The sequence below is a fragment of the Nocardia sp. CA-128927 genome (genome assembly GCF_050955855.1).
In the GTDB taxonomy this organism is placed as follows: Bacteria; Actinomycetota; Actinomycetes; order Mycobacteriales; family Mycobacteriaceae; genus Nocardia.
Genome location: NZ_CP192087.1, coordinates 7,433,853 through 7,458,416 on the forward strand (window position 1 = coordinate 7,433,853; position 24,564 = coordinate 7,458,416).

23 protein-coding genes and 4 tRNA genes are annotated in these 24,564 nt (G+C 65.6%); 13 read left to right on the forward strand and 14 right to left on the reverse strand.

The genetic code is table 11. The features are described 5' to 3' along the window. The first annotated feature begins 22 nt into the window (after positions 1–22). Genes ACQPW1_RS34165 through ACQPW1_RS34185 form a run of 5 tightly spaced genes read left to right on the forward strand, consistent with a single transcriptional unit; the run spans position 23 to position 4,644 of the window. Positions 23–1,033 carry a C-terminal binding protein gene (locus ACQPW1_RS34165; protein WP_433656199.1) on the forward strand — a complete coding sequence of 337 codons (1,011 nt, stop codon included), beginning with the start codon at positions 23–25 and terminating at the stop codon, positions 1,031–1,033. Between the two features lie 35 nt (positions 1,034–1,068). Continuing rightward, on the forward strand, positions 1,069–1,977 hold the full coding sequence (locus tag ACQPW1_RS34170; RefSeq protein ID WP_433656201.1) for an isocitrate lyase/phosphoenolpyruvate mutase family protein: 909 nt from the start codon (positions 1,069–1,071) through the stop codon (positions 1,975–1,977). Continuing rightward, positions 1,974–2,456: a thiamine pyrophosphate-binding protein gene (locus ACQPW1_RS34175; RefSeq protein ID WP_433656203.1), complete on the forward strand. Its 483-nt coding sequence runs from the start codon at positions 1,974–1,976 to the stop codon at positions 2,454–2,456. Before ACQPW1_RS34170 ends, ACQPW1_RS34175 begins: the two co-directional genes overlap by 4 nt. Continuing rightward, positions 2,446–3,846 carry an aldehyde dehydrogenase family protein gene (locus ACQPW1_RS34180; RefSeq protein WP_433656205.1) on the forward strand — a complete coding sequence of 467 codons (1,401 nt, stop codon included), beginning with the start codon at positions 2,446–2,448 and terminating at the stop codon, positions 3,844–3,846. The genes ACQPW1_RS34175 and ACQPW1_RS34180 overlap by 11 nt, the downstream gene beginning before the upstream one ends. Positions 3,847–3,855: 9 nt before the next feature. Continuing rightward, the gene (locus ACQPW1_RS34185) at positions 3,856–4,644 is read left to right on the forward strand and encodes an SDR family NAD(P)-dependent oxidoreductase (RefSeq protein ID WP_433656207.1); all 789 of its coding nucleotides are present in this window, start codon (positions 3,856–3,858) and stop codon (positions 4,642–4,644) included. A gap of 3 nt (positions 4,645–4,647) precedes the next feature. Here ACQPW1_RS34185 and ACQPW1_RS34190 read toward each other — a convergent pair whose 3' ends face one another. The 7 genes from ACQPW1_RS34190 to panC are packed head-to-tail and all read right to left on the reverse strand — an operon-like array spanning position 4,648 to position 11,369. Next, positions 4,648–4,869, reverse strand: a complete 222-nt coding sequence (locus ACQPW1_RS34190) for a phosphopantetheine-binding protein (protein ID WP_433656209.1) — start codon at positions 4,867–4,869, stop codon at positions 4,648–4,650. Positions 4,870–4,874: 5 nt separating this feature from the next. After that, positions 4,875–6,305: a class I adenylate-forming enzyme family protein gene (locus ACQPW1_RS34195; RefSeq protein ID WP_433656211.1), complete on the reverse strand. Its 1,431-nt coding sequence runs from the start codon at positions 6,303–6,305 to the stop codon at positions 4,875–4,877. Further along, the gene (locus ACQPW1_RS34200) at positions 6,305–7,624 is read right to left on the reverse strand and encodes an aminotransferase class III-fold pyridoxal phosphate-dependent enzyme (protein ID WP_433656213.1); all 1,320 of its coding nucleotides are present in this window, start codon (positions 7,622–7,624) and stop codon (positions 6,305–6,307) included. Before ACQPW1_RS34200 ends, ACQPW1_RS34195 begins: the two co-directional genes overlap by 1 nt. Positions 7,625–7,663: 39 nt before the next feature. Further along, positions 7,664–8,416 (reverse strand): ABC transporter permease, encoded by a 753-nt coding sequence (locus ACQPW1_RS34205; protein WP_433656215.1) that lies wholly within the window; start codon positions 8,414–8,416, stop codon positions 7,664–7,666. Beyond that, positions 8,413–9,351 carry an ABC transporter ATP-binding protein gene (locus ACQPW1_RS34210; RefSeq protein WP_433656216.1) on the reverse strand — a complete coding sequence of 313 codons (939 nt, stop codon included), beginning with the start codon at positions 9,349–9,351 and terminating at the stop codon, positions 8,413–8,415. Before ACQPW1_RS34210 ends, ACQPW1_RS34205 begins: the two co-directional genes overlap by 4 nt. Then, complete coding sequence (locus tag ACQPW1_RS34215) at positions 9,342–10,481, reverse strand: serine hydrolase domain-containing protein (protein ID WP_433656218.1); 1,140 nt, start codon at positions 10,479–10,481, stop codon at positions 9,342–9,344. Before ACQPW1_RS34215 ends, ACQPW1_RS34210 begins: the two co-directional genes overlap by 10 nt. Before the next feature lie 48 nt (positions 10,482–10,529). Then, on the reverse strand, positions 10,530–11,369 hold the full coding sequence (gene panC / locus ACQPW1_RS34220) for a pantoate--beta-alanine ligase (protein WP_433656220.1): 840 nt from the start codon (positions 11,367–11,369) through the stop codon (positions 10,530–10,532). A 544-nt stretch (positions 11,370–11,913) separates the two neighbouring features. Here panC and ACQPW1_RS34225 point away from each other — a divergent pair. Further along, the gene (locus ACQPW1_RS34225; protein WP_433656222.1) at positions 11,914–12,072 is read left to right on the forward strand and encodes a hypothetical protein; all 159 of its coding nucleotides are present in this window, start codon (positions 11,914–11,916) and stop codon (positions 12,070–12,072) included. 396 nt (positions 12,073–12,468) lie between these two features. Here ACQPW1_RS34225 and ACQPW1_RS34230 read toward each other — a convergent pair whose 3' ends face one another. Then, positions 12,469–12,885, reverse strand: a complete 417-nt coding sequence (locus ACQPW1_RS34230; RefSeq protein ID WP_433656224.1) for a hypothetical protein — start codon at positions 12,883–12,885, stop codon at positions 12,469–12,471. A gap of 140 nt (positions 12,886–13,025) precedes the next feature. Further along, a tRNA-Val gene (locus ACQPW1_RS34235) sits at positions 13,026–13,100 on the reverse strand. A 356-nt stretch (positions 13,101–13,456) separates the two neighbouring features. On the opposite strand from ACQPW1_RS34235, the gene ACQPW1_RS34240 reads away from it, so the two are divergent. From ACQPW1_RS34240 to ACQPW1_RS34250, 3 genes are all read left to right on the forward strand, one after another. Beyond that, positions 13,457–13,528 (forward strand) — tRNA-Gly (locus ACQPW1_RS34240). A 48-nt stretch (positions 13,529–13,576) separates the two neighbouring features. Next, positions 13,577–13,647: transfer RNA gene (locus ACQPW1_RS34245), tRNA-Cys, on the forward strand. 1 nt (position 13,648) lies between these two features. Further along, positions 13,649–13,723: transfer RNA gene (locus ACQPW1_RS34250), tRNA-Val, on the forward strand. Between the two features lie 514 nt (positions 13,724–14,237). On the opposite strand, the gene ACQPW1_RS34255 is transcribed toward ACQPW1_RS34250, so the two are convergent. Beyond that, on the reverse strand, positions 14,238–15,008 hold the full coding sequence (locus ACQPW1_RS34255; RefSeq protein ID WP_433656226.1) for a glucose 1-dehydrogenase: 771 nt from the start codon (positions 15,006–15,008) through the stop codon (positions 14,238–14,240). Between the two features lie 91 nt (positions 15,009–15,099). Here ACQPW1_RS34255 and ACQPW1_RS34260 point away from each other — a divergent pair, with 91 nt between their 5' ends. Both ACQPW1_RS34260 and ACQPW1_RS34265 read left to right on the forward strand, forming a co-directional pair. Beyond that, positions 15,100–15,450, forward strand: coding sequence for an ArsR/SmtB family transcription factor (locus tag ACQPW1_RS34260; RefSeq protein ID WP_433665409.1), 351 nt, complete (start codon positions 15,100–15,102; stop codon positions 15,448–15,450). 221 nt (positions 15,451–15,671) lie between these two features. After that, entirely contained in the window at positions 15,672–16,904 is a 1,233-nt protein-coding gene (locus ACQPW1_RS34265; protein ID WP_433656228.1) for a sigma factor-like helix-turn-helix DNA-binding protein, read from the forward strand. Here ACQPW1_RS34265 and ACQPW1_RS34270 read toward each other — a convergent pair. Then, on the reverse strand, positions 16,870–17,817 hold the full coding sequence (locus ACQPW1_RS34270) for a hypothetical protein (RefSeq protein WP_433656230.1): 948 nt from the start codon (positions 17,815–17,817) through the stop codon (positions 16,870–16,872). The two genes, ACQPW1_RS34265 and ACQPW1_RS34270, sit on opposite strands and share 35 nt — an antisense overlap. A 655-nt stretch (positions 17,818–18,472) precedes the next feature. On the opposite strand from ACQPW1_RS34270, the gene ACQPW1_RS34275 reads away from it, so the two are divergent. Further along, positions 18,473–19,597: a hypothetical protein gene (locus ACQPW1_RS34275; protein WP_433656232.1), complete on the forward strand. Its 1,125-nt coding sequence runs from the start codon at positions 18,473–18,475 to the stop codon at positions 19,595–19,597. On the opposite strand, the gene ACQPW1_RS34280 is transcribed toward ACQPW1_RS34275, so the two are convergent. Further along, on the reverse strand, positions 19,590–20,498 hold the full coding sequence (locus ACQPW1_RS34280; RefSeq protein WP_433656234.1) for a LysR family transcriptional regulator: 909 nt from the start codon (positions 20,496–20,498) through the stop codon (positions 19,590–19,592). The two genes, ACQPW1_RS34275 and ACQPW1_RS34280, sit on opposite strands and share 8 nt — an antisense overlap. Before the next feature lie 133 nt (positions 20,499–20,631). Between ACQPW1_RS34280 and ACQPW1_RS34285 the strand changes: the two genes are divergently transcribed. After that, positions 20,632–21,630, forward strand: coding sequence for a YncE family protein (locus ACQPW1_RS34285; RefSeq protein WP_433656236.1), 999 nt, complete (start codon positions 20,632–20,634; stop codon positions 21,628–21,630). Positions 21,631–21,632: 2 nt separating this feature from the next. On the opposite strand, the gene ACQPW1_RS34290 is transcribed toward ACQPW1_RS34285, so the two are convergent. Both ACQPW1_RS34290 and ACQPW1_RS34295 read right to left on the reverse strand, forming a co-directional pair. After that, positions 21,633–23,270 carry a flavin-containing monooxygenase gene (locus tag ACQPW1_RS34290; RefSeq protein WP_433656238.1) on the reverse strand — a complete coding sequence of 546 codons (1,638 nt, stop codon included), beginning with the start codon at positions 23,268–23,270 and terminating at the stop codon, positions 21,633–21,635. A gap of 58 nt (positions 23,271–23,328) precedes the next feature. Beyond that, positions 23,329–24,561 (reverse strand): cytochrome P450 family protein, encoded by a 1,233-nt coding sequence (locus tag ACQPW1_RS34295; protein ID WP_433656240.1) that lies wholly within the window; start codon positions 24,559–24,561, stop codon positions 23,329–23,331. Between the last annotated feature and the right edge of the window lie 3 nt (positions 24,562–24,564).

Genomic DNA, 24,564 nt, shown 5'->3' on the forward strand with positions numbered 1-24,564 from the left:
CCGTGCGTCAGGGGAGAAAACGTTGCGCATCGTCTACACCGATCCCGCCTGGGCTCTGAACGAACTGGGACAGCCGGATCTCGCTCGGGCCGATATCGAACGCACGGCATTCGGCAGCGAGATCGAGCTCCGCTTAGGACTGTTCGACAACCGATATATGTTGGCAGGCCCCGATTTTCACGACCATGTGCGCGGTGCCGACGCCCTGGTGATCTACCGCTGCCAGGTCACCCCTGAGCTCCTCGATGCGATCAGACCGACCTGTCGGGTGATCGCCCGCAGCGGTGTCGGCATCGACAACCTGAACGCCCCGTTGCTGGCCGGCACCGGCATCGTTTCCTTCAACATCCCCGACTACTGCGTCGACGAGGTCAGCACCCACACACTCGCCCTGCTGCTCGCGCTGGAACGCAAGGTCTGCACCCAGGACCGCCTCGTCAAGGCCGGTCAGTGGAACATCCACGCAGGCGGAGTGCCACGGCGTGTGGGGACGTGTACCGCGGGCATCATCGGATTCGGCCGCATCGGCCGGGCGACCGCTCGGAAACTCCAGGCGTTCTACAAGAACATCATCGCCTACGACCCCTATGTATCGGCCGACCTCATGGCCGGTTACGGTGTCACCGCCGCGACGGATCTGGCCGAATTGTTCAGTGCCGCAGACGCGGTCGTGATCCACGCGGCACTGACCGGTGAGACCGACCGGCTCGTCGACGCCTCCGCACTGGCCGCTGTCCGGCCGGGCGCGCTGCTGGTCAACACCGCCAGGGGTCGGCTGGTCGACCCGGCCGCCGTCCTCGACGCGCTCGACGCGGGCCGACTCGGCGGTTTCGCCTCGGACGTCTTCACGCCCGAAGACCCCAATGACGATCCGACCGCCCGAAAGCTGCTGACCCGGGACGACGTGGTCGTTTCGGCGCACCGCGCGTTTCTCTCGGTGGAATCCGAGCGCAGTTGCCGACGCCGGATCGCCGAGGGAGTCGCCACCGTTCTGGCCGGTGGGCCACCGCCCGCCGAAGGCAGAGTGACCTGATCCGAGAGGCAGTGCGCGTGATAGAGAACCTCCCTGTGCACACAGGAACACCGGCCCGATTCGGCGCCGGTCTTCAGTTGCGCAAGCTACTCGCCGACCCCGCGCCGTCCTACCTCATGGGGGCACACGACGGGCTCAGCGCCCGCATCGCGGCGGAGGCCGGATTCACCGGCCTATGGGCGTCCGGCCTGTGCATGTCGACCGTGCTGGGCGCGCGGGACAGCGACGAGGTGTCCTGGGGCGAACTGCTGGACCTCGCCGCTCGGGTGGTCGAGGGCGGCGGCATCCCCGTCCTCGTCGATGCCGACACCGGCTACGGCAACTTCAACACCGCACGCCGGGTCGCCGCACGGGCCCAGCAGATCGGGGCGGCGGGAATCTGCATGGAGGACAAGGTCTTCCCCAAGATGAACTCCTTCTTCGGCGACAGCCACCCGTTGGCGCCGATCGGTGAGATGTGCACCAAGATCGCGGCCTGCCGCGACAAGATCAGCGCCGAGTTCGTGCTCGTGGCACGGACCGAAGCGCTGATCGCCGGTGCCGGTTTGGCCGAGGCGCTGCGCCGGGCCGAGGCGTATCGGCAAGCCGGTGCCGACGCCATCTTCATTCACTCGCGGCAACGAACCATCGATGAGATCGCCGAGTTCACCAAGGAATGGGAAGCTCGGCTGCCGTTGGTGATTGCGCCGACGACCTATCACACGGTTCCCAAGGAAGTGTTCGCCGAACTCGGCATCGCCGCGGTGATCTGGGCCAACCAGGCCATGCGGGCGTCGATGGCGGCGATGCGGCAGGTCTGCCGGTCGCTGCTCGTCGACGGCGCGGCCGCGGTGGAGCCGAGCATCGCCGCACTCTCGGAGTTGTTCGCGCTCATGGGTTATCAGGATCTGGAGGTCGATGAGGCGCACTACATGGCGTTGGCGAAGAAGTGGGTGGAGTCGTGATCGAGGCTGACGAGCTGGTCGGTGGGCTCGTCGACCGCGGCGTGGTCGACTTCGTCGCCGTGCCGTGCTCCTACCTGACGCCACTGATCAATCGAGTGGCATCGGCCTCTGCCGCGGGGTATCTGCCGGTGACACACGAGGGTGAGGCCGTCGCGATCGCCGCCGGTTGCTGGCTTGCCGGTGCCACCGCCTGCGTCGTCGCGCAGAACTCGGGGCTCGGCAACATGGTCAACCCGCTGACGTCGCTCACCTATCCCAGTCGCATACCCGTCCCGTTGATCAACTGTGCCGACCTTGCCGAGTTCACCGACGCCGTCAAAGTCGCGCAGGTCGAGGCCGGTCCGACGTTCATCTACCTGAAGATCCGGCCGGGCTCGATCGCCGAGCTGGGGCGGCCTGCGGTTACTTCGTCGGAAGTGGCACGGCGGTTCAGGGCCTTTGTCTGCCCGGAAAGCCAAGGAGGACCTGATGTTTCGTGACGGCGCACTACAACCCGCATCCGATCAACTCGATGTGCGTAATCCCTGGACCGGCGAGAGCGTCGGCTCGGTTGCGCGCGACACCGTTACCCAGATGGACGAGGCGGTGCGGGGGCTTCGAGCCGCCTGGCGACCGCTGCGACCGGAACAGCGGGCGGCGATCCTGGGTGCGGCCGCCGAACTGATTCGCGAAAGATCCGGGGAGCTGGCCGAATTGATCTCGCGGGAATCCGGCGTGTGTATCGCCGAGACCCGCAAGGAGACCGAGCGAGCCGCGGCCAACCTCGTCGTCGCGGCGACCGAAGCCGAGCGGCTGCGTGGTGAAAGTATCCCGGTGCCGGGTCATGATCGGTTGGCGCTCACCGTATTCGAGCCGATCGGGGTCGTTGCGGCGATCACGCCGTTCAACCGGCCACTCAACCAGGTGGTCGTGAAGGTGGCGCCCGCCGTGGCCGCTGGTTGTGCCGTCGTGCTGAAACCCTCTGAGAAGACGCCTCTTACGGCGCTGGCCTTCGCCGAGATCATGTTGGCGGCGGGGTTCCCGCCCGAAAACCTGGTCGTGACAACGGGAGAGCCTGGCGTGATCGGTCCAGCGCTGGCCGGTCACCCGGACATCGACATGGTCACTTTCACCGGTTCGGTGAGCACTGGGGTGGCGGTGTCCAGAGCGGCTGCGGGCAAGCAGGTCTTGCTGGAGTTGGGTGGCAACGATCCGCTTATCGTCCTGCCGGATGCCGATCTCGGGCTTGCGGTGCAGTTGGCGGGCCAGGGGGCGTTCGCGACTGCCGGGCAGTCCTGTCGGGGGATCAAGCGGGTGATCGTCGTGGGCGAGGTGGCCGACGATCTGGTCGCCGGGCTGGTCGAGCAGGCACGGCGCAAACAGGCCGGAGATCCGCTCGATCCGGCGACCGATGTCGGGCCGCTCATCAGTGAGGAGGCGGCAGTCGTCGTGGAGCGACGGATCGCTGACGCGGTCGCCGCGAACGCGAAACTGCTGCACGGCGGGGACCGGCGAGGTTCGCTCATCACACCCGCTGTCCTCGATCATGTGCCTGCCGACGCCGAGCTGGTGGTCGAGGAGACGTTCGGCCCGGTGGCGCCGGTTATCCGGGTGGCCGACACAGCGGAAGCGATCAGGGTCGCCAACGGGACGCGATACGGGTTGCAGGCAGGCGTCGTCACATCGAATGTGGGCGAGTTCTCCAAGATCGCCGCAGCGCTCCGGGTCGGTGCCGTAAACCTCAATGCGGGACCGCATTTCGATTCACCGCACATCCCCTTCGGCGGCGTAAAGTCCAGTGGTATAGGTCGCGAAGGCATCCCCTATTCGATTCGGGAGATGAGCACCATCAAAACCGTCACGCTCCCCTACCCACTACATCAAGGTTAGGACGAATCGATGACCGCGAATCCCGCTTCTCCCGACTATCAGGCGCTGTTTCGGCTCGACGGGAAACGGGCTCTCGTGATCGGCGCGGGCAGCGGTATCGGGCGCGAATCGGCGATCGCGCTCGGGGCGCTCGGCGCGGAGGTGGTGTGTGCCGATATCGACCTCGAGCGGGCCGAGGAGACCGCGAAGCTGGGCGGTCTCGCCGCGGCCATCCAGTTGGATGTGCGGGATGCGGATGCCGTCGAGGCGGCTGCGGCGACCATGCCGGAGCTGGACGTTCTCATCTTCACCACCGGGCGGAACGTCCGTAAGCGGCTTCTCGACTACGCGGTGGATGAATTCGATTCCGTCGTCGATCTGAACCTGCGGGGTGCCTTCCATATTCTTCGGGCGTTCGGTAGGGGCATGGTCGCTCGAGGGGGTGGTTCGATTGTGGGGATGTCGTCGATCCGGGCGGTCACCGTGGAGCCCGGGCAGGCCGTTTACGCGGCGACGAAGGCGGCGTTGCTCCAGTTGATTCGCGGGGCTGCCGCGGAGTTCGGTCCGGCTGGTGTTCGGGTGAACGCGGTCGCGCCGGGGGTGGTGCGGACCCCGTTGACCGATCCGATCTTCGCGGTGCCGGAGTGGCAGCAGGCGTATGCGTCCAAGAGTGCGCTCGGTCGGTGGGCGCAGCCGAGCGAAATCGCCGGTGCGGTGGCCTTTTTGGCGGCTGATGCATCCAGTTTCGTGACCGGGACGATGTTGTATGTCGATGGTGGATGGACTGCCATCGATGGGCGTTACGATCCGCCGCGCTGAACTCTACGAATCGACTAGTAGCACAGCGTCTTCGACGAATGTTCCCATGTCATTCGCCTCGAACAGGAGGTTCATCGGGAGGTCGACGGCGAATTCCGCTCGTAACGCGGACATCAGTTCGCCCGCGAGTAGTGAGTCACCGCCGAGTTCGTAGAAGTTCGCGGTTGGTTCGGTGTAGCCGGTGCCGCATACCCGCCCGACGACGGTCCATATCCGTTTCTGCACGGTCGTCAGTCCTTTCGCCGCAGCTTGCCGGACGCGGTCCGGTGCACGTTGTCCACGATTTCGATCGCTCGGGGCGTCTGGGCCCTGGTCAGCTCGTCGCGGCAGCTGCGCCATAGCTCGGCTGAGACCTGTTCTGGGTCAACGCTATTCAAGCTGACCTCGGCGTGCACGACCTCCCCGAGTGCGGGATCGGGCATTGCGCAGACACGGACGTCACGTACGGCGTTGTGGCGTTCCAGGATTCGCTCGATGTCTCGCGGGAAGACCTTCACGCCGCCGACGTTGATGGCGTCGTCCTTGCGGCCCACCAACGTCACGTAGCCGTTGGTGTCCATCCACGCGAGGTCGCCGACGCTGAAGTGTCCGGCTACCTCTGCCAGTTTCACGCCGGTGCCGAGATAGGTTGGCTGTCCGGCATTTTCGTCGGTCATGAACAGTTCGCCGGTTGTCCCGGCGGCGACCTCCTGGTGGAATTCGTCCAGGATTCGAATCGAACAGTGGACCGGACGGCCGACAGAGCCGGGATGCTGGAGCCACTCGTCGCCGCGGATGCTGAGGACACCGATTCGTTCGACGCTGCCGTATTCCTCGTACACCTTGGTCGCGTCGATCAGTTCCAGCCAACGGCGTTTCACCGAATCGGGGCACCTCGCGGCGGTGTGGACGACCAGTTGGAGCGAGGAGAACCAGCGGCTGTCCATGCCACTCGCATCGATCAGCGTGCCCATCTGCGCGGGCACGGTCCGAAGTACCTGCACCCGTTCGGATTTGAGCAGTTCGAGGAACAGCTTGGGCGAGGCGTTCCCGGGTATGACAATGCGGTGACCTAGCGCGAGGCCGTGGTAGAGGGCTCCGAAACCCGCGTGGTACAGCGGAAGTCCGACGATTTGGGTCTGGCCGTAGGCCAGTCCCCGTTCGCGTTCTTTGCTGCTGAGTGGTCCCGACTCGGCGTACGCCCAGGGCCGGTTTCTGATGATGAGTTTGGGGACGCCGGTGGTTCCGCCGGATAGCGACACCGATCTCGGGAGTCCGTCCGGTAGTTCCGGAATCGGCGCGTCCCGACGGTGATAGGAAATCAGCTCCAGGTCGCTTCCTTCGACGACCCAGCCACGGGGATATCGGTCGACGATGTCGGATTTCGTTGCGTCGGACCACCGGTGGTCCACCGGGATGACTGCGGCGCCGACCTCCCACAGCGCCAGGGTTGCCACGACGTGGCCGATTCCCGACGAAAGTGCGACGGCGGCGACATCGCCCGCATGTAAACCGTTCTTTCGGTGGGCTTCTGCCCGCTCGTGCGACTTGGCCACGAGATCCCGCCAGTTGATCTCATCGCTGGTGGCCGCGGTGAAACCGCGAACTTTGACGGCGCATTCCAGCGGCCGCTCCGCCGCTGTCTTCGCGACGAGCTCACAGATCGAGACTTTGGCTGTCATCAGTCGTTGCCGACGACGTATTCGTCAGCGATGGACAAGGTTTCGTCCAGCATGGCCATTCCTTCGCGTATCTCGGCCTCTTCGATGATCAGCGGCGGGCATACCAGGATGAGGTTCCAGTGGGTGAGCAGGTACAAGCCCTTGCGGAAGGCCTCGGCGGTCAGCCTCGTCATCGGCTCGGCGGCAGCGGCATTCGGGTTGAACGGGACGAGTGGTTCCTTGGTCTCGCGGTTGGTGACCAGTTCGATGCCCCAGAAGCATCCGCATCCTCGGATGTCCCCGATCGACGGATGTCGTTCTGCCAGTTCGCGCAGTTCTGTCTCGATCAGCGAGCCGAGCCGTTCCGCGCGTTCGATGAGGCGTTCCTTCTGATAGACGCCCAATACGGCTACTGCCGCCGCACAGCCGACGGGATGGGCACTGTGGGTCAATCCGTACGGGAAGACCGAGTCCTGGAGCCAGCCGGAGAGCCGGTCGCTCACGGCGACGGCCGCCAGCGGCACGTACCCGGCGGTGAGACCCTTTGCGCAAGTGATGATGTCGGGGACCACACCCCAGCGGTCGCAGGCGAACCAGCTTCCGGTGCGGCCGAAGCCGGTCATCACCTCGTCGAAGATCAGCATGATCCCGTGTTCGGTGCATACATCGCGGATCGACTGTAGGTAGCCGTCGGGCGGGACGATCACGCCGTTGATGCCGGTGATGGGTTCGATGATCACCGCTGCCACGTTTTCGGCGCCCTCGTACTGGAGCAGTTCCCTCAGATGCGGTGCGCCCGTGCACACCGGGCACGGCGTGGGATGTCCGGCTGGGCATCGGTAGGTGTAGGGGTCGAGCATCCGTACCACGCCTGGCATTCCCGGTTCGCCGACCCAACGGCGTGGCTCGCCGGTCAGTGTGAGGGCGCCTGCCGTGCTGCCGTGGTACGAGCGGTAGCGCGCGATCACTTTGCTGCGGCCGGTGTATGCCCGGGCCAGGCGGATCGCGGCCTCGTTCGCCTCGGTTCCGCTGCAGGCGAAGAAGAATGAGTTGAGGTCACCCGGCGTGACTTCGGCGAGTCGATCCGCCAACTCCTCGACGATCTCGATGTCCCAGGGGCGGCCCAGTGTTGCCATGGTGGCCACCTGCTTCTGCACTGCCTCTTGGACTTCGGTGCGGCTGTGTCCCAGGTTCGCGTTGACGAGCTGGGAGCCGAAGTCGAGATAGGACCGTCCCGCGGCGTCGAAGAATCGGCAACCGTCGCCGCCGACGATTCTCGGTGGTGGTTCCACACCTTGTCTGGACCATGACTGGATGACCCGTCCCCTTGACTCTCCCATTGTTGAGACACCTCCGATTACCTTGCGGCGATTCCGCCTTCAGCGAATGGCGACGCGACGCTGCGTTCCTGGATCGAAGGCGAAGGTCGCGATGATCGACAGGACGCAGGCCCAACCGGCGAGCACGAGGAGGTTCGGCGCGATACTTGCCAGTCCCCCGCGTTGTGCGAGAACGCTTTTCATGCCGTCCACCGCCCAGTACTGCGGGGTCAGCGGGGCGAGTGGGCGGTTCCAGCTCGGCAGCAGCCGGACCGGGACGACGGCGCCACCGACCGCGCCCATGCCGAGAACCACGAGCTGGCACAGGTTTTGCATGGCCGAGACGTTTCGAGTGAGTGAGATCAGCACCAGCCCAAGGGCGATGGCGGTCCACGCGATGGTCAGGATGAGGACGGTCAGCGCGATCAGCGATCCGTTGATCGTTCCGCCGAACAGCACCCGCCCGGTGACGATCAACAGTGCCATCTGCAGCGACGAGAGAAGGAAGTACGGGATCGCGAGCTGGATCGCCATCATTCCCCTGGACAGGCCGCTGGTTCGCACCAAACTCCATGCGCCTGAGGCATGTTCGCGATAGTGCGACGTGCCCATGAACATCATGGTGTAGAAGCCGAACATGATCGTGAAGCCCGGGACGGTCTGGTTTGCGCCTGCGCTGCCGGTGATTCCGGAGAAGGCGTCGCTGAGCAGCGCTTGCATCAGCAGCGGTGCGGCGAAGAGGAAGACGAAAAGCGTTGGGTCCTGACGCCAGGTGGCCAACTCTTTGCGGATGAATGCCCAGGTGATCGTCATCGCGCCTGCTCGATCGCTTGCAGGAACGCGTTTTCCAGGGAGATCGGGACCAATCGCACGTCCTTGATGGGGACGTGGCTCTCGTCGAGCACCCGGACAACCGTGGGAAGGATCTCCGCCTGTTGTGCCGCCACCCGAATCTGCCTGCCGTGCAACGTAATTCCGGTGTCGGGGAGCGCGTCATGCAGCAGAGTCGTCACGGCCGCCGCCTCGTCGCTGACGATCTCGCAATACGGGCTACCGTATTCGGCCACAAAGCTCTTCACGTCAGCCGTGACGATGATCGATCCCGCATCGAGCACACCGATTCTGTCGCAAAGGATTTCGGCTTCCTCCAGGTGGTGCGTGGTGTAGAGGATCGTCGAACCTTCGCCGCGCATTTCCCTGAGCAGGTTGTGGATGGCGTGGCGGGAATCGATGTCGACGCCGGTACTCGGTTCGTCCAGGACCATCAGGGGTGGCGAATGCACGATGCCCATGCCGATCGACAGTCGACGGCGTTCACCGCCCGATAGGTGTGCTCCGCCCCGGTCCGCGATCCGGCTGAGGCCGAGTCGCTCCATCACCTCGGCTGCCCTGCGCCGCGCGGTGGCGCGCGGCATCCCGCGCACGATCGCGGAGAAGCGCAGGTTCTGCCAGACCGTCATGGCCAGGTAGACCGTATTGTCTTGCGGGACATAGCCGATGTGTCGGCGGACTCGTCGGCCGTGCTTGCGGACGTCGGTGCCGAATACCTGCACCCGGCCAGCGGTCGGCTTAACGAGTCCGCAGATGATGTCCAGCGCCGTGGTCTTGCCTGCGCCGTTGCGGCCCAGCAGACCGAAGATCTCGCCGCGACCGATTGCCAGGTTTATCTCGTTCAGGGCGAGGACTGGGCCGTATTTCTTGCGCAAGCCGTCTACCAGGACGACCGGTTCGTCGGAGGTTACGTCCATGACGAGGCCTGGTGTCTCGCAACGATTGTGCGGACTTGATCGCGGTAGTGGACGGCTCGGCCGTAGCACTGGGTCATCAGGATCGCGCCCACCCCGCTGGGGATGTCGTGGACGAAGGAGGTTGCGGCGCGGCCGAGCCAACCTACGGTGTGCGCGTGCGGATCCTGCGCTGCCCAGGTCGGATCGCCACTCGGCACGTGGAGTCCGTAGGAGAAGCCGTAGCCCTTGCCCGGGATGTAGTCGGGGCCGCTGCCTGCGAGTGGTCCGATCTGATCGATGAAGAGTTCGCGGGTGATGGGACCTAGTGCGGGGATGAACAGTTCGCCGTCACGGTCGGGGGCGATTGCGCAGAGCAGCTTGGCAAAGTCGATGGCGGTTGAATAGCCGCCGGACCCCGCTGACAGCCAGGCCGGGGTTTCCTGGTGTGTCACGAGTCCCGGTGGGGTTCCGTTCGTGAACGGTTGTGCGACGCGATCCGGTCGCTGAACGCTGAAGCCGGTGTCGCGCAGTCCGAGTGGGCGGCAGACCCGTTGATCGATGATCTCGTCGAGTGGTCGGCTGTCTGCTATTTCGAGAATGCGGCCGAGGACGTCCATGGCCATGCCGTACTCCCAGACGGTCCCCGGATCGGCGGCGATTGGCAGCGTCGCGAGTTTCCGTACGACGTCGTCCAGCGTGGGCGACTCGGTCCGATGTTCGTATTTCCGCAGCTCTACGTGCTCGTAGTACGGCTTGGTGTTCGCCGAGGTGTGGTAGCCGCCGCCGATGCCGGCGGTCTGGCGCATCAGATCCTCGACCACGAGTGGTCGACTCGGTGGCCGCAGCGCACCGGCCGCTTCGACACGGGTGCCGGTGAAGCACGGCAGCCACTGTGCGACCGGGTCATCCAGTCGGAGTCGGTCTTCTGCCACCATCGTCAACGCCGCCAGCGCGGTGAAGACCTTCGTCATGGAGTAGATGCGAAACACAGCGTCTTCCTGCATCGGCCGCCCGCTGTTCGGGTCGATGGTGCCGACGGTCTGCAAGTCGATCAGCGACCCGCCCGCCGTGACCGCGATGACCGCTCCCGGTATCCGGCGCGCGTCGACATCGGCCGTCACGACCTCCAGCAGGTCCGTCATCATGTCCATCGTCGCCTCCCGCGCCCCCGTTCCGGCGCCCTTCGCGGACGCCGGAGGTTAAATCGCTACGTTGTCGATCAGGCGGGTACTCCCGATCCCGATTGCTGCCACCAGCCGGTTGCCCGGGGTGGCTGCGGGGACCGGGTCGAGGGTTTCGCTGTCGACCAGTTCCAGGTAGTCGATCCGGTTCACACCCGCTTCGGTCAGTGCCCGACGGCCCTCGGCGAGCACGGCCTCGACCGGCTCGGTTTCCGCTCGCAGCTGTGTTGCGAGCTCCGACAAAGTACGAAACAGCGATGCGGCGACCGGCCGTTCGTCGACAGCAAGGTAGGCATTCCTGGATGACAGCGCCAGACCGTCCACTTCCCGCACGGTAGGCACCGACCGAACCTCGACCGGCAACCCCAGATCCCGCACAACCGCCTTCATCACCACCAACTGTTGAAAGTCCTTCTCCCCCAGATACACCGCGGTCGGCGCAAGCAGAATCAAGATCTTCGACAGCTCCGTAGTAACCCCGGCGAAGTGGGTAGGCCGCCCCTCCCCACATAGCACTCCCGAAAGCCGCGGCACCGCAACAGTCACCCCGAACCCAGGCGGAAACAGCTCCTCCGCCGTAGGCAACCACGCGATATCCGCCTCCGCCTTCTCGCAGAGCCCCAGGTCGCGTTCCTCGTCCCGGGGGTAGGTCTCGAAGTCCTCGTTCGGCCCGAACTGCAACGGATTGACGAAGACCGAGGCCACCACCACGTCATCCCGCCCCCGCGCCGCCCGCACGAGCGCCAGGTGTCCTTCATGCAGAGCACCCATGGTGGGCACGTACCCAACACTCTTGCCCTGCCTACGCGGTTCCGCCAACGCTCGCCGCAGCTCCGCAGTACTCCTGACAACGATCATCGCGTTGATTCCCTCAGCGGTGCGACACGCCGTTCACGTGTGAAACCCCCCACGCTTGATACACCCCGCGATCCTAACAAGGACTCCTGACCCACATTCTCGAATCAGTCCTACTCAGAACGGTTTTCGGGCGAGGGCGGGAACCCCCGCCCCGACAACGTCCACGCATGACTGCCACCCTCGTCACACAGCCAGCGCGCTCAATCCTCGTCACAGCTTTGCCCCAAAGAGCCGGTGCTGACCGAACAATCGGCGCTCGATCACCACCCCATGCTCCCACTCACCAAGACACAAAAGATCCCCCCGACCTTCGGGTCTTTCGTTCCAGGGCGTATTGCCCGATCGGCGGTCCAGGAAACGGGAAGGACGAGCTACGTCCCCTTCCCGGCGACAGAAGCGATCTGCAATCGGTGACAGCGGGCGTCCGCAACGCTTGACAGGTCACGTCGGACTGGGATCAGCATCCGCCCATTCAGGGATTCTCATCGAGAATCGCTGCGATACTTGATGGATTGGAACGGTCCGACCGAAACAAGGTGGCGCCATGACCGACAACCCCGCCGACGATTCCGAACAGGCTGAAGAACCCGAGTCCGCCATCGACAGCCCCGAGCAATCGACTGACGCTGAGCGCAAACCACCGCCGCGGGTCGGTGCCGTTCCCGACAGCGTGGTGTTCGTACAACCCCCGCCGGTCACCTAGCCTAGCCTCCGCTAGCCTGGAAATTCTTGCAGGACTCCGATTCCAGCAGGATCCGCTCGGCCGTCCCCCTCGCGGTGGTGGCCGTGCTCCCGCTATCGGAGGCCCGTACGGACGATCCCGTTCCCGCTTTCAGCGCCGGAAGCGTTTCAGCGATCCTCCACACGGAATAACAGCTGCGGCAACTTCTCTCGCGTGAGTGGCTGCGACGTTGAGCTACCGGGAGTTCACCTGTGCCGAATTCTGTGGAACGTTCAGCCGACGGTCATTGGCACAGAACCCACCCCTTCGATTCATCCCGGTAGCGTGCCGGGTGTGAAGGTCCCGAACATCGACTTCAAGACAGACGCGGACGACCCGAAGCGAGTCCGGATAACCGCAGGGCTACCGAAGGGGATCTCACGCGCGGAGATCACCTTCCGCGTCGAGGGCGGACTCCGTGGTACGCGGGTCGTCCGCCGCAGCGAAGCAGAATTCGCGCATCTTCGAACCGCGGTCGACGGCGCATACGAAGGGCCCTGGGGTGAACCACAGCGCGTGTCCCTGGAGGATGCCAGACGTTACCTCGAACAGACGCAGCAGCGGATAGCGCAGAGCGAAGCCGAACTTCGCCGTCAGCGAGAATCCGTCGACCTGAACTGTCCATGGTGTCAACGCCAGCGAACCTACATCGGGATACTCGGCTTCGTCACCGGCCACCCAGGTTTCCTGACCGAGCACCCCAGCGAGTTGGGTCAGCAAGTGATCAAACAGCACGCCTACCGCTGCGGCCGATGCGGCTCGATGATGTTCTTCGCCGACGGTTTCATGGACCACCCACTACCTGGACGGCCAAATACCGACGACGCACCCAACGACTGACTGAACCGGCCCCCAGCCTCAAACGAGGTTGAAGCAGGCCCAGAAACAACGAAACACCGCCCAACGAGCAGACGGTGTTTCGAATAAGCCCTCTATGGTGGTCCCAGCTGGTTTCGAACCAGCGACCTTCCGCGTGTGAGGCGGACGCTCTCCCGCTGAGCTATGGGACCTGAACTCATGCCACATGGTGGCGGGCCGGGTGGCGCGGGAACGCCCTCCGAACGAGATGGAACATTAGCATGCGCCACCGGCGGTTCACCAAATCGCCACCCGGACAGGGGCGGAAGGTGGTGGGCGGCAGGGTGTCTCGACAGGGGTGGAGATGAGGTCCCGCTCCCCTGTTCAGCGCGCTTCGGACGATCGGATTGGGTCGCCGGAGCCTCCCAAACCACACCGGTCACCTCCGCCACTCTGGCAACCTCGCCGATTTCCCCCGTTCTACCAGCGGATTTGTAGCTTTCACCGGGCGTCCGCTAATGTTCTGTCTCGCACCACGGAGGCCAGAACAGCCGCCGAGATGCAAAATGCGGATGTAGCGCAGTGGTAGCGCATCACCTTGCCAAGGTGAGGGTCGCGGGTTCGAATCCCGTCATCCGCTCGAAGAGGTAGGGCCAGGCGAAACTAGTTTAGCCGTCCCCCTTCGCACGGTGGAGTGGCCGAGTGGTGAGGCAACGGCCTGCAAAGCCGTGCACACGGGTTCGATTCCCGTCTCCACCTCGCGCGATTAGCTCAGCGGGAGAGCGCTTCCCTGACACGGAAGAGGTCACTGGTTCAATCCCAGTATCGCGCACCACCGTAGTACCAGGTCAGGCCCCCTTTCGAGGGGGCCTTTCTTGTTGTGCACCCAATCGGTCCCGCGTTCGGTTTCGGATGATCTGGTGGTGATCTGGAACTGATCTGGGGGGTGGGGGTGGTCCGTAGGTTGGCTGGTGGGTCGGAAACGTGCACCTACCCGATAGGCACTTCTACAGACTCCCCCGACGAGCACAGTCCATAGAGCTGAAGACCTACCCACGTTTTCCCGTGAGTAGTGCTGGGCGCGTCAGGCGGGGTACCCGGCTTTAGTTATCAGTCAGGTGCACGGCGTGGAGGTTCCGGCGTGGTCATCTGGCTGTGGTTGCGTCACAAGCGGTTTGGAGTGGAGGGCGAATCTCGGCAGGGTGTAGAGGCTGCCGCTACGGGTTCGGTGGCGTTTGGTGATCTGGATACCCGGTCGGGTCGATCACACCTCGACGAGTAGGTGCGACCGACCAGTAGCGTAGGGCGAGTGTTCCTACGGCGAATCGGGATTCACGTTCGGCGTGGGCTTAGATCATGGCCGCAGGGGTGACGGAGACCAGACCTCCATCGATGAGTAGGTCTTGTCCGTTGATGTAAGCACCTTCGTCTGAAGCGAGGAAAGCGACTGCGGCGGCGACCTCTTCGGATGTGCCGATGCGACCCGCAGCAACTGAGGCTACGGCGGCGGCCTGGATTTCGGGCGAGGCTTCCGCCTCGAACGCCGGGGTGGCGGTGTACCCGGGGCTTACGGAATTGACTCGAATTCGCTTGGGTGCCAGTTCAGCTGCCAATGTGCGTGCCAGGTTGTGTACTGCCGCTTTGGTTGCCGAGTAGAGGGCGGCGCCGGGGCTGCCTCGGTGCAGTGCGAACGATGCGTTGATCACGATCGCACCGTGGTCGGCCAGTAGCGGGAGGGTCTTCTGGATGGTGAAGAACACTCCTTTGAAGTTGATGTCGACTACGCGGTAGAACTCGTCCTCGGTGACGTCGGTGACCTGTTGGAACGCGCCGATGCCTGCGTTGGCGAAGACCACGTCCAGTCGGCCGAATCGGTTCTTGATCGCGGCCGTCAGTGTGTCGAGGTCGGCGAGATTCGCGGCGTCGCCGGAGACCGCGAGCACGCGATCCCCGCCGTCCAGCTCCTTGACGGCGGCGTCGAGGCGGCCCTTGTCGCGGCCCGTGATGACCACCCGCGCGCCCTCGTCGAGCAGGCGACGGGCGGTCGCCAGCCCCATGCCGCTGGTGCCGCCGGTGATGAGGGCGATCTTGTCGTCGAATCGGGGACTGTTAGCACGCATTTGGCGGCGACCTTTCAAGTCCGTTGAACTGTTCAAAGACTTACGTACAGTTCGACTGTTTGTCAACAGTCGCGCTATCCTGGGTATCGTGATGACGGCACATCCCGAACGGGCGCAGATCCAGTTGGCGAACGTGCTCTCGGCCGTGGGGAATCCACTGCGGCTGTGCATCGTTCGAGTGCTGGCCGATGGGTGTGAGCACACTTGCGGCTCGATCGTGGACGGCGTGCCGAAGTCGAACCTGACCCACCACTACCGAGTGCTGCGCGACGCAGGCATCATCTGGCAGCGCGTATCCGGCCGCGAGACGCTGCAGTCGTTGCGTCGCGAAGACCTCGACGCACGGTTCCCCGGATTGCTCGACTCCCTACTCGCCGCCGCGCGCAGCGAAGTCGAGGACCCGTTCAAGAACGGGCCGTCCGTGACACTATCCGCGCACTAGAAGGGATAGGGTCGCCAGCCGTCACTGACGGCGAGCAGAGCAAACCCAGTCTCCACCTCGCGGGACACGGCGTTCGCCAAGATCAAGGCGCGCATCGACGGCACCGCGCTGGCAGCTGAGCAGCTAGGAGTCTGACACGGGCGTCCCCGTCGGTGCGGCGGAATTGTCGGTGGTCGGCATTAGGCTGAGCCGCACATGAAACCGAGCCAGGGGGTCGCAGCGTGACGGCAAGCCGGGAGGTCGAGGCTCTCGCCGCTGCGGCGGAGGGGACGGACCCCGAGCTACTCGATCTGCAGGACGACATCTCGTTCGGGCTCGAGGAAGTCAACGAACTGCTGGCGGAGTTGATCGCGTTGCAGGCGGACCGCAAGGCCAAGGACGGCGAGATCCTGTCCTATCGGCTCGGCGTCACCGGCGAGCAACCCGAGACGCTGGCCAAGATCGGCGCGCGCTACGACCTGTCCCGCGACCGGATCCGGCAGTTGCACACCAAGGCCGTGGGACAGCTGATTCGCAACGCTCAGCTGAGCGGGCATCGAGTTGCGAGTGTGTTCGCCGAGCGCTATCCGATCCATGCCCGCGACCAGCAACTGGTCCGCGCGTTGCTGGTGGAGACCTATGCCACCGACACCGATATCGCGGCAAATGAGCTGTCGTACTTGAAGTTGCGGCTGGCCGGGCACGCCTCCGAGGATGCCAAACGGGTCGCGGGATTCGTGACGCAACGGATCGCGGCCTGGCAGAAGAAGACGAACCGGCGACTGGCCAAACTGCGCGACGCGGAACCGCGCGCGACGAGTCAGCTGAATCCGTGGCTGGGGCAAGTGGATTGGCCGGGATCGGCAACACCGGACGCGCTACCCGTGACATCCGCCCGCACCGTCGACAGCGACGACGACGGGCGCGGACACTTCTACCTGGACAAGGTCGGCCGAGACGTCCCGTTCGACTCCGGGTTGGAGGCGCGACTGCTGTGGATTCTCAACGCGAGCGACCTCGTCGACTCATTCCAGGAACAACCCGGCGCCGTCAGCTACGACATCGACGGCACGGAGCAACTCAGCTATCCGAGCATCGCCGCCCGCCTCACCGACGGCCGGGTCGTGCTGATCGATGTTCAACCGCTCGGACACGTTGCCTTCCACGTCAATCGAGCAAGAGCCGCCGCGGGTCGCACCTACGCACACAGCAAGGGCTGGGGCTGGCTCGTCTGGACCGGCAGCCTGATCGGCCTCCCCGATCTGCTCGCCCGGAAGGTCGACGCGAAAAGCACGGCTCAACTGACCGACCTCGTCGAGCACGGCCCGGCACCATGGTCCGCGATCCGACAGATCCGCGACAACACCGGCCTGGAGCTACTCGACTTCATCGCCCTCGTGCTACGCAACGAATGGCGTTGGGACCGTGGCCCGTTTCGGCTCAGCGCACCACCATCGCGCCCGCCAGGAACGTGACGATCAGCATCATCGCGCAGCAGGTCACCAGCTGCCAGTGATTGATGGTCTGTTGCAGATGCTTGATGGTGTTGCGCAGCGACGTGTCGAGCCGATGATGGTCGTCGAGTTTGCGGCGCGCCTGGGCGAGTGAATCGGCCCGCTCCTGCGCCTCCTGCTCGGCCCGCTCCAACCGGGTGGTCAGCTTCATCAGATGTTTCTGCTTGTCGCGCACGGTTTTCCGGGACAGGGCGAGCGTGGTGCGCTGGTTGACCAGCTCCTGACGCTGCCGGGCGATGATCATCGCCTGCGTTTTCGTGTGATGCTCCCAGTCGGCCACGGCGGCCCAACCTCCTGTCGTCACATCACGATATCCCCACACGATCTCGCCGCTGACCCAGCCGCTGATGAAGTCGCGCAGCTCGAGCGGGTGCCTGCGCGGCGAGGCCACCGCGCTGTGCACGGTGTCCAGCACGCCCGCCACCGTCTGGTAATCGCATGCGGGCGGGGCGAAATCGGCGACGCCGAGCGCGTGCAGATGATCGACCCAGTAGCCGGGCGGGCACAGCCATAGCACGTCCTCGATGCCGGCCGCCCGCAACCGATCCGTATGTTCCTGCGCGAGAGAGCGTTCCAGCGCACCGCTGCGCACCTCGATGACGAACTCGCGGTCACCTTTGCGCCAGTAGATGTCCACGGGCAGCCCATCTACCCGGCGATCCACCTCGGCCACTTCGGCGCCATACGCCAGCAACCTGCCGCACACCCAGTATTTCAATCGCCGCATATCCCATTGCGCGGCGTCACATTCCGGACACTTACAGCCGTATCCGCCGGACCGCCTGAGGGCTCTGCCCGGACCGTCCGCTATACCCAACTCGGCGAGCATCGCCTGGCGACCGCAGGCGATCTCCGCCCGCTGCTTCGTTCTCACGCGACCACTCCCCTGCCCAAACCACCGCAGGTCTGGCGACCTACGCCATAGATCAAGAGTGCGCCAGTCTCGCAAACCTCGCCAGTCCCCTTTACCCCGCGCCCGGGTGCGCCACACTGGCAGATTTCCGGTTGAACGCCTGGTGTAGGCTGTGCCACAAGGAATTTCGCCGCAGTGGGCGGCCACAACGACACGCATATGTCGGTGGATTGACAGTAACCGCCATCCTGCGACTTCGCCGCGCCACGCGCCCGTGTGCGCCGTCGCACGCCCTTCGGTCTGCCACCGGAGCGAGAAAACGCTTAGGCTACGTCGGGGTGCGCCTCGGCAGGTGCCGATTGGTAAGCAGATCTGTTCCGGACAAACCGGATCGCGTCGACCTCCGCTTGCAACGGCGCAGGACGGCCCGCCTACGCTGCTTCGATCAGATCCAAGGGGCCGGTACCGAACCGGTCCGCGAACCGACAACACAGCGTCGGCGCACGACAGAGCCGAGCGTCAGCGCGGCATGAGCGGAGCGAACCGACAACACAGCGTCGGCACGACGAAGCGGAGCGTCAGCGAGGCTTCGTCGTGGACCGCGTATTTCCAACTGGGCGGATAGAATCGTCCGGCCGAGTGCGAGCTGGGCCGATACGGGGAAGTGGGTTACTGGATGGAGCACGGTCAAGAGGCGGCCGGCGAGTCGATCGGCGCGATGCTGTCGAGCATCGCGGCGGTTCTCCGTGAGGTCGGCGACAAGCTGGACGCGGTGGCGGCCAGGGTCGACGGTGTCGACGGGATCGACATTGCCACCGTCGTGCCCGCTGATCGCAGCGTCGAGGCGCGGCTGGCCAAGCTCGAGGCGTGGGCTTTCCGTGCCGGGCAGGACATTTCGGGCATCGACGGACGACTGGAGAAGGTCGAATCCGGCAGTGGTCCGTCGCATGCCGCGCCGGACACCGCGCGCGCCGAGCGTCCACTACCGCGCGCCGCGTCCCGCCGGAACTCCGCGACGGTCGAGCCGAGCGTCCCGCCGCAGCGCGAATCCGTTTCCGCCGTGACCACTCCCACCGTCCGGGAAAGCATCGGCAGCTCGCACGAGCTCGCACAGACCGCGAGAGACAACACCACAGCGGCCCGCGAGAACGCCACCGCGACCAGGGAGAGCGTCTCCCGGCGCTACGAGGGTTCGCCCGGCCCCCGCGAGACACCACCGGCCCGTGACTCCGCGGCACACGAAGCAAACTCCCTGCCACAACGCACCTTCAGCGCACCACGCGAACCCGCGGCGTACGAGCCGACCCCGGCACCGTCGCAGAACTTCACCGCGCCCACACCGCGCGAGCCGATCCCGGCGCCGTCCACGAACTTCACCGCGCCGACGCCACGCGAGCCGCTGCCCATCCGACAGTCGAGCTTCACCGCGCCGCGCGAACCCGCCGCCTCGTCGTACCAGAACTTCACCACCCCGCACGAGAATCCGTACGAGAGCATGGTCCCCCCGTCGCCGGACAGCAGCGACTACAGCCGCGGCACCACCAACGGCTCGGCACCGGAGACGAACGGCAGCGCGCTGACCGGTGCGCACCGCGCCGACGAAGACCTGATCCCGGTCGACAACTCCCACGTCGACAAGCTGCAGGCGATGCTGGACGAACTGAAGAAGACCGCGGCGGCCCCACTAGGTCGCTCCGACGTCTTCGGACCACCTGCGACAGACCTGAACTCGAACAGCTACCAACCCGAACGCGCCACCGAAACGCCGCGCGACTACCGGTTGTCGAGCCCGCCTAAGTAGGCGCCATCGACCTGGTCAGGATCGTTTCGATCAGCTCGCGCAGCCAGCGATGCCCGCTGTCGGCGGTGTTGCGCGGATGCCAGGCCATGCCGATCGCGACTTCCGGCAGCGGCAGCGGAATCTCGAACGTGCCCAAGCCGAGCGCGGGCAACGCCGACCTGCTCAACAACGCGGGTCCGGGGCAGATCAGATCGCTGCCGTGCACCGCGAACAACGCGGTGGTCAGATTCGCCACCGTGGCGACCACCCGGCGGGTGCGGCCGTGCAACGCCAACCGGTCGTCGATCGGCCCGCGCGCGTAACCATTTCGCGAAACGCTCAGGTGCGCCGCCGCCGCGAACCTGGCGACTGTCACCCGCTCGGTGACCAGCGGATGATCGGCGGCGGCGATCCCGATGATCCGATCGCCGAGCACTCGCCGCACTGTCGTCTCCGGATCGGCGTGGTCGATCACCCCTACCTCGATATCGACGCGGCCGTCGCGCATCGCCGCGGTGCCTTCGAGGGTGTCGGGCAGGAAGCGCAACGTCACCCCTGGCGCCTGCGCGCGCACGGCGGCCAGCAGCGGCGCGGCCAGCTCGGTGAGCACCATGTCCCCCGCCTGCACCGCGAAGTTCCGCTTCAGCGCGCCGGGATCGATCGCGCCGCGCGGCGTCAGCAGCGCCCGCCCCTGCTCGACCAGAATGCTGACCTCGTAACGCAATTCCAGCGCGCGTGGCGTCGGCACCAGGGTGCGGCCGGCCCGCACCAGCAGCGGGTCGCCGAGCGCCCGACGGAGCCTGGCCAGCGTCCGGCTCATCGCCGGGGCCGAGGTGTGCAGCCGTTCGGCGGCCCGGGTGACGCTGTTCGTTTCCAGCAGCGCGTCCAGTGCTACCAGCAGATTCATGTCCAGCGCCTCCATCCCTGGATTATCACCAGCGCAATGGCTGATTACCAACATTGCACTGGTGATAACCCCCGGCGAGTCTTAGCGTTGATCCAGACGGCGCCGTCCTGCCGAATGAAACCCCTTGTCGGAAGGACGCACAACTCTCATGTCCACTGCTTTCGAACCCGGCGCTCAGCTCGCGGTCCTCAGCCAGGGCGGCTGCACACTGAGCTTCTTCGACCTCACCACGCACACCCGCAGAGCACAGCTCGACGTCCTCCCGCAGGGCCACGAGTTGTGCTTCGATCCGCGCACCCGGCTGCTGTACGCGAGCCACACCTACCGCGCGGGGATCTGGCTCGCGCACGAAGCCGAGAGCCACGAGATCACCATCGTCGATGTCGATAGGCACGAAATCGTCGAGGTGCTCGACATCTCGCCGGAGCACGCGCCGCACGGGCTGCACATCGACGGCGAGGTGCTGTACGCCAGTGTCGAGGAGGGCCCGGCCGGTCCCGGCGCGCTACTCGCGATTGATCTGCACACGAGGCGCCCGCTACATCGGGTGAGTGCCGATGCGGCGGTCCCGCATTGGGTGGTGGTCACGCCGGACGGCAAGAAGGCGTACACCACCAACAAGCGGGCGCCGTTCGTGTCGGTGCTCGACCCGACCGGTCAACGGGAGGCGCGGCGAGTTCCGGTGTCGGGCAGCGAAGGTCTGGCGCTGTCGCCGGATGGTTCGCGGATGTTCGTCGCGACGCCCGCGTTGTCGTTGTCGCCGGACCCGGCGGATGTGTACGCGGTGCAGGTGATCGACGTCGGCACCGACACCGTGGTGCACAGCATTCCGATCGCGGGCGCGCCGGGCCCGGTGTGCGTCACGAGCACCGGCAAGCTGCTCGTCGGTCAGTGGCGGACCGACGGCGACGATCTGCTGTCGATCTACGACGCCGACACCTACGAGCCGCTCGGGCACGCCGAGATCGGTAAGGCGCCGATCAACGTCTGCGCGACCCCGGACGGCGCAACGGGTTTCGTCAGCAACCTCCAGTCAGGCACCGTCAGCGTGGTCGATGTCGACCGGTGCGCCGTGCGGGCCACGCTGGAGGTGGACACGGTGAACAGCCAGGGTGCGCACGGAATCGCCTACCTCCCCGCGCGCTGAACCTACTTGCCCTGCGACCCGTGCAGCAGGTCGCTGGGCATGCCGGTGCTCAGGTCGTGCGACCTGGGCACCCCGAGGTCCGGTGGCCTGGGTGCGCCGAGGCTCGGGCCGGGCGACGCGACCTCGGCGTGCTCGATGATCGGCTGCGCCGGTGGCGCGGCGTTGGTGGACTCGTGCTTGGTCGTGAGCCCGCGATAGGACTCCGGCCGGACCGTGCGGAACCATTGCGCCGCACGGGTTCGCAGCGGCAGCCGGAACTTCAGGTCGGCCAGCATCTCGTCGACGTTGCGGATCGAGAAGGGGGTGATGGCGGTGCCCTTCGCGTGGTGGCCGTGGGTGCGTTCCTCCATCCAGCGCAGCCGGGCATCGATCTGTTCGCTCACTTCGTCACGTGGCGGCAGGTCGAGCTGGCCGGCCAGCAGTGCGGCGGTCCAGTGCGCGCCGACCTCGGCGTTGAGCGTGCTGATGACCGACGAGTTGTAGCCGGCGAAGGTCAGATTCGGCACGTCGAGCGGCATGATCTGCCGGTGCAGGCGGAAGTTGCCGTGCTCGTCGGTGAGCCTGCGCTGGACGTACGGGGTCAGGAACGGCACCCGCTGCTGGAATCCGGTGGCGCAGACAACGATGTCGGCCGGGATGAGGTGTCCGTTGGCCAGCTGCACCGCGGGAACCTCGCCGCCACCGCCGCGCATTTCGGTGATGTGGGTGTCCCGTTGCACGACGATCCGGCCGTTCGCGACCTGCTCGTAGAAGTTCTCGGTGGCGAGGCTGACCGTGCTCTCGGCGATCTGCTCGAACCGGCCCTCCGGCAGCAGACCCAGCTCGCGCAGGTTCATGTGCTTGGTGGCGAGTTCCTGGATCAGGTCGAGATTGGCGATCCGGAACGAACTTCCGGGGCCGTCCAGGTACCGGTCCATCCGGCCGGGCTCCAGGTGATGGAAGTGCGCCTCTCCGAAGCGGGTCAGCATCAGCCGCTCGTAGTCGAGCACCTTGGCCATCTTGCGCGGCATCTTCCACAGCAGTCGCCGCGCCACCACGGTGGTCGAGCCCGCGACGTCGCTGACCGCCTCGGCGATGTCACAGGCCGACTTGCCGTAGCCGACGACAACGACGGACTTGCCGCGCACCGCCTCGACATCCAGGAACTCCGACACGTGGCCCATCTGGCCGCCGGCGGCACGGAACAGCTCGATACCGCGGAAGTCCGGGACCGCGGGCTCGCTGAACACACCGTTGGCGATGACCAGGTGATCGCAGGAGGTGCGATGTATACCGCCCTGATCACGGATCTCCAGCAGCCAGCCACTGTCCACCGGATCCGCGGCGACGACCTCGGTGTTGAGCCGCAGGTGCGCGCGCAGACCGAAGTGGTCGGCGTAGGCGGCCAGATACGCCTGCATCTGTTCGCCGTCGAGCACCTTCGGGTAATCCGAGGGCATCGGGAAGTCGGAGAAGTGATAGGTGTTCTTGGAATTCTGGGTTCGCAGCCCCGGGTACCTGCGGGTCGCACTCCACACGCCACCGACATCGGGCGCACGGTCGAAGATCTCGACCGGAAAACCCTTCTGGATCAGCACTTTCGCGCAGGCAAGACCTGCGATACCCGCACCAACGATCGCGATGCGGTTTCCGCTCGTCATGCGCAGGAGATTACGTCGCTTAAGGCGCGCAGCAAAGTCGGTTGCCCTAATCGGCGATTCAACGCAGCACCGAATCCACCGGGGCACCGGCCAAATCGACCGGCAAATCGAGCAGTCCGCGGATCAGAATGCTCTCACGCCAGCGCAGTTCGTCGTCATCGACGGCCAGGCGCAGCTCCGGGAAGCGCGCGATCAGGCGGGTCAGGGCGATGCGGGCCTCCAGGCGGGCCAGGCCCGCGCCGAGGCAGTAGTGGATGCCATAGCCGAAGGCGATGTGGTTGCTCGGCCGGTCCGGCGCGAAGGCCGCGGGATCGGTGAAATGACGTTCGTCACGATTGGCGGAGCCGAGCGCGACCAGGACGAGTTCGCCCGCGGGGATCTCGGTGGCACCGACGGCGATCGGGGCGGTGGTGTAGCGCAGCGTCGCCATGTTCACCGGGCCGTTGTGCCGCAGCACCTCCTCGATCAGCGGTGCGACCGCGTCGGGCCGGTCGTGCAGGGCTCGGTAGCGCGGCGGATCGTTCAGCAGGGTGAGCACGGAGTTGCCGATCAGGTTGACGGTGGTCTCGTGCCCGGCGACCAGGATCAGGAACGCCATCGAGATGAGTTCGTCGTGGCTGAGCCGATCGCCGTCGTCGGTGACGGTGAGCAGGTGTGAGATCAGGTCGTCGCCGAGACCGTGTTCGCGGCGTAAGGCCACCAGGCCGTCGAAGTAGTCGACGATGGCGTCGGTCGCTTTGCGCATCCCCTCGGGCGTGGACATCGGGGTGTCGACCACGGCGGCTGACCACTCGCGGAACGGCTCGCGATCCTCCACGGGCACGCCGAGCAGCTCGCAGATCACTGTGATGGGTAGCGGGAAGGCGTACTCCTCCAGCAGATCGACTCGACCTGCGGTGGGGTCGAGCCGATCGAGGAGTTCATCGGCGATGGCCTCCACCCGGGGCACGAGGGCTTCCATCCTGGCGGGGGCGAACGCGGGGGTGACCAGTTTGCGCAGGCGCGAGTGGTGCGGCGGGTCGGCGTTGAGCAGGTGGTAGCTCAATCGCTGGTTGGCCGCGGTGACCCCGCTGCTGCCCGCGGCGGTCTGCCTGGCCTGCGCGCCGGTCGTGGAGTGTGGGTCCTTGCGGATATCGGGATGCCGCAGCACCTCCTTGGCGGCGTCGTAGTCGACGACCACCCAGGCGCGGACGCCGTTGCGCAGGGTGATCTGGTGCACGGGACCCTCCGCGCGCAGCTGCCCGTAGAAGGCATGCGGCGTCCGGAAGAAGTCCGCTGGCAGCTGTCTCATCTA

What these genes read in the sequence shown, in the direction of transcription:
- ACQPW1_RS34180 (WP_433656205.1), top strand. Translation starts at nt 2,446, where the DNA reads ATGTTTCGTGACGGCGCACTACAACCCGCATCCGATCAACTCGATGTG.
- ACQPW1_RS34185 (WP_433656207.1), top strand. Translation starts at nt 3,856, where the DNA reads ATGACCGCGAATCCCGCTTCTCCCGACTATCAGGCGCTGTTTCGGCTC.
- ACQPW1_RS34195 (WP_433656211.1), bottom strand. Translation starts at nt 6,305, where the DNA reads ATGACAGCCAAAGTCTCGATCTGTGAGCTCGTCGCGAAGACAGCGGCG.
- ACQPW1_RS34200 (WP_433656213.1), bottom strand. Translation starts at nt 7,624, where the DNA reads ATGGGAGAGTCAAGGGGACGGGTCATCCAGTCATGGTCCAGACAAGGT.
- ACQPW1_RS34205 (WP_433656215.1), bottom strand. Translation starts at nt 8,416, where the DNA reads ATGACGATCACCTGGGCATTCATCCGCAAAGAGTTGGCCACCTGGCGT.
- ACQPW1_RS34210 (WP_433656216.1), bottom strand. Translation starts at nt 9,351, where the DNA reads ATGGACGTAACCTCCGACGAACCGGTCGTCCTGGTAGACGGCTTGCGC.
- ACQPW1_RS34215 (WP_433656218.1), bottom strand. Translation starts at nt 10,481, where the DNA reads ATGGACATGATGACGGACCTGCTGGAGGTCGTGACGGCCGATGTCGAC.
- panC (WP_433656220.1), bottom strand. Translation starts at nt 11,369, where the DNA reads ATGATCGTTGTCAGGAGTACTGCGGAGCTGCGGCGAGCGTTGGCGGAA.
- ACQPW1_RS34225 (WP_433656222.1), top strand. Translation starts at nt 11,914, where the DNA reads ATGACCGACAACCCCGCCGACGATTCCGAACAGGCTGAAGAACCCGAG.
- ACQPW1_RS34255 (WP_433656226.1), bottom strand. Translation starts at nt 15,008, where the DNA reads ATGCGTGCTAACAGTCCCCGATTCGACGACAAGATCGCCCTCATCACC.
- ACQPW1_RS34260 (WP_433665409.1), top strand. Translation starts at nt 15,100, where the DNA reads ATGACGGCACATCCCGAACGGGCGCAGATCCAGTTGGCGAACGTGCTC.
- ACQPW1_RS34275 (WP_433656232.1), top strand. Translation starts at nt 18,473, where the DNA reads ATGGAGCACGGTCAAGAGGCGGCCGGCGAGTCGATCGGCGCGATGCTG.
- ACQPW1_RS34280 (WP_433656234.1), bottom strand. Translation starts at nt 20,498, where the DNA reads ATGGAGGCGCTGGACATGAATCTGCTGGTAGCACTGGACGCGCTGCTG.
- ACQPW1_RS34285 (WP_433656236.1), top strand. Translation starts at nt 20,632, where the DNA reads ATGTCCACTGCTTTCGAACCCGGCGCTCAGCTCGCGGTCCTCAGCCAG.
- ACQPW1_RS34290 (WP_433656238.1), bottom strand. Translation starts at nt 23,270, where the DNA reads ATGACGAGCGGAAACCGCATCGCGATCGTTGGTGCGGGTATCGCAGGT.
- ACQPW1_RS34295 (WP_433656240.1), bottom strand. Translation starts at nt 24,561, where the DNA reads ATGAGACAGCTGCCAGCGGACTTCTTCCGGACGCCGCATGCCTTCTAC.